The organism is Paracoccus alkanivorans (assembly GCF_003697785.1).
In the GTDB taxonomy this organism is placed as follows: Bacteria; Pseudomonadota; Alphaproteobacteria; order Rhodobacterales; family Rhodobacteraceae; genus Paracoccus; species Paracoccus alkanivorans.
This window is the reverse complement of the sequence record NZ_QOKZ01000030.1, coordinates 2,501-5,840: the sequence shown is the minus strand read 5'-3', so window position 1 is coordinate 5,840 and position 3,340 is coordinate 2,501. Positions and strand designations below refer to the sequence as shown.

The window sequence follows — 3,340 nt, the reverse complement described above, 5'->3', positions numbered from 1 at the left end:
ATTGGTTGCGGGGGTAGGATTTGAACCTACGACCTTCAGGTTATGAGCCTGACGAGCTACCGGGCTGCTCTACCCCGCGCCAATTGAGCTTTTGTCAGTTTTTGTCCGACAAGGGTGCTCTGCCCTGCTTGGGCGCATCGCGGTCTGTTGCGTTGCGTTTGCATCATCGTTTCAGAGAGTATCGTTTCTTTCCAGGTCTGGCGGTGACCTACTCTCCCACGTCTTGAGACGCAGTACCATCGGCGCTACGGCACTTAACGGCCGAGTTCGGAATGGGATCGGGTGTTTTGCTCGCGCTAGGGCCACCAGACCGGGAAAGAAACGATCAGCGTTGTTTCCTTGCGGAAACCTTGTTGTCCAAGGATGCTTTTGGGAGAAGGTCTGATGGTCACATATGCTTTGCGGGTTTTGCAGGCAAAACCCACTTCCATACGCTTCCAGTCTGTCTTCTTCCGGATCAAATCAAGCCTGTCGAGCCATTAGTACCGGTCAACTGAACGCATTGCTGCGCTTACATCTCCGGCCTATCGACGTGGTGGTCTTCCACGGCTCTCAAGGGAGACCTTGTTTTGAGGGGGGCTTCCCGCTTAGATGCCTTCAGCGGTTATCCTGTCCGTTCATAGCTACCCAGCACTGCCGTTGGCACGACAACTGGTCCACCAGTGGAACGTTCACCCCGGTCCTCTCGTACTAGGGGCAACTCCTCTCAAGTCTCCAACACCCACGGCAGATAGGGACCGAACTGTCTCACGACGTTCTAAACCCAGCTCACGTACCTCTTTAAATGGCGAACAGCCATACCCTTGGGACCTGCTCCAGCCCCAGGATGAGATGAGCCGACATCGAGGTGCCAAACGGTGCCGTCGATATGGACTCTTGGGCACCATCAGCCTGTTATCCCCAGCGTACCTTTTATCCGTTGAGCGATGGCCCTTCCACTCGGGACCACCGGATCACTATGGCCGTCTTTCGACTCTGCTCGACTTGTCAGTCTTGCAGTCAGGCTGGCTTCTGCCATTGCACTCAACGAGCGATTTCCGACCGCTCTGAGCCAACCTTCGCGCGCCTCCGTTACTGTTTGGGAGGCGACCGCCCCAGTCAAACTACCCGCCACGCAGGGTCCCGGATCCGGATGACGGACCGCGGTTAGACATCAAGAGTGCGAAGGGCGGTATCTCAAGGATGGCTCCACGGAAACTGGCGTTCCCGCTTCAAAGCCTACCGCCTATCCTGCACATCGCAATCCTGATGCCAGTGCGAAGCTGTAGTAAAGGTGCATGGGGTCTTTCCGTCTAACCGCGGGAAGTCTGCATCTTCACAGACAATTCAATTTCGCTGAGTCCACATTTGAGACAGCGGGGAAGTCGTTACGCCATTCGTGCAGGTCGGAACTTACCCGACAAGGAATTTCGCTACCTTAGGACCGTTATAGTTACGGCCGCCGTTTACCGGGGCTTCAATTCAAGGCTTGCACCTCTCCTTTTAACCTTCCGGCACCGGGCAGGCGTCAGACCCTATACGTCGCCTTGCGGCTTCGCAGAGCCCTGTGTTTTTAGTAAACAGTCGCCACCCCCTGGTTTGTGCCCCCGGCCCATAGTTGCCTACGAACCGGGCCTCCTTCTCGCGAACTTACGGAGGTATTTTGCCGAGTTCCTTAAATGTGGTTCTCTCAAGCGCCTTGGTATTCTCTACCAGTCCACCTGTGTCGGTTTCGGGTACGGTCTTGTGGAGGGCTATTTCCAGGAACCGCTCAGCAGCCCGATCAATCCGATAAGATCGAACTACCCCTGCGATCCGTCACCATCTCCTGGCCCAGGAATATTAACCTGGTTCCCATCGACTACGCCTTTCGGCCTCGCCTTAGGGGCCGGCTTACCCTGCTCAGATTAGCTTTAAGCAGGAACCCTTGGACTTTCGGCGACAGGGTCTCTCACCCTGTTTGTCGCTACTCATGTCAACATTCTCACTTCTGATCACTCCACCGGATGGCTCACGCCCCGGCTTCACAGTCAGAACATTGCTTCCGTTACCTGCAAGCAGGCAAAAGAAGCAGCGTTCTATATCACAGAACGCTCCGCTACCACGCACGTAAACGTGCATCCAAAGCTTCGGCTCGTGGCTTGAGCCCCGTTACATCTTCGCCGCAAGACCTCTTGATTAGACCAGTGAGCTGTTACGCTATCTTTAAAGGATGGCTGCTTCTAAGCCAACCTCCTGGTTGTTTTGGAAGTCTCACATGCTTTCCCACTTAGCCACGAATTGGGGGCCTTAGCTGTTGGTCAGGGTTGTTTCCCTCTCCACGACGGACGTTAGCACCCGCCGTGTGTCTGCCGATCAGTTCTTCCCGGTATTCGGAGTTTGCTTAGACTCAGTAAGGCTGTGGGCCCCCATCATCCATGCAGTGCTCTACCCCCGGGAGAATACAATCGACGCGCTACCTAAATAGCTTTCGCGGAGAACCAGCTATCTCCGAGTTTGATTGGCCTTTCACCCCTAGGCACAAGTCATCCCGACCTTTTTCAACAGGTGTGGGTTCGGCCCTCCAGTACGTGTTACCGTACCTTCAGCCTGCTCATGCCTAGATCACTCGGTTTCGGGTCTGATCCGTCTGACTATGTCGCTCATTTAAAACTCGCTTTCGCTGCGCCTACACCTAACGGCTTAAGCTTGCCAGACAGACCAAGTCGTTGACCCATTATACAAAAGGTACGCCGTCAGGGCTCGAGGCCCCTCCGACTGCTTGTAGGCGTCCGGTTTCAGAAACTGTTTCACTCCCCTCGTCGGGGTGCTTTTCACCTTTCCCTCACGGTACTGGTTCGCTATCGGTCAGCAAGGAGTACTTAGCCTTCGAGGGTGGTCCCCCGATCTTCAGACAGGATTTCACGTGTCCCGCCCTACTTAATGCGTCCAATCAGACTTCCCGTACGGGGCTGTCACCCGCTATGGCCGATCTTTCCAGATCGTTCCGGTCATCCTCATGGCTCGGCTGGTCCCCGTTCGCTCGCCGCTACTGGGGGAGTATCTGTTGATTTCCTTTCCTCCGGGTACTTAGATGTTTCAGTTCCCCGGGTTCGCTCTTAAAACCCTATGTATTCAGGTGATAAGTACCTGGCCATGAAGATTATTGATTACCGAAGGTAACAATAACCAACATTCAGGTGGGTTTCCCCATTCGGAAATCCATGGATCAAGGCCTATTCTCGGCTCCCCATGGCTTATCGCAGAGTATCACGTCCTTCATCGCCTCTTGCTGCCAAGGCATCCACCAAACGCCCTTATCGCGCTTGATTTGATCCGGAAGAAGAAAGACTGATGTCCTTCTGACCACGCGTCCTTTTGC

General features: G+C 54.6%; 1 tRNA gene and 2 rRNA genes. All 3 read right to left on the bottom strand.

The features are described 5' to 3' along the window. Positions 1-2: 2 nt before the first annotated feature. Positions 3-79: transfer RNA gene (locus C9E81_RS22545), tRNA-Met, on the bottom strand. Positions 80-195: 116 nt separating this feature from the next. Next, a 5S ribosomal RNA gene (rrf, locus tag C9E81_RS22540) occupies positions 196-310 on the bottom strand. A gap of 148 nt (positions 311-458) precedes the next feature. Further along, positions 459-3,290 (bottom strand): 23S ribosomal RNA (locus C9E81_RS22535). Positions 3,291-3,340 lie beyond the last annotated feature (50 nt).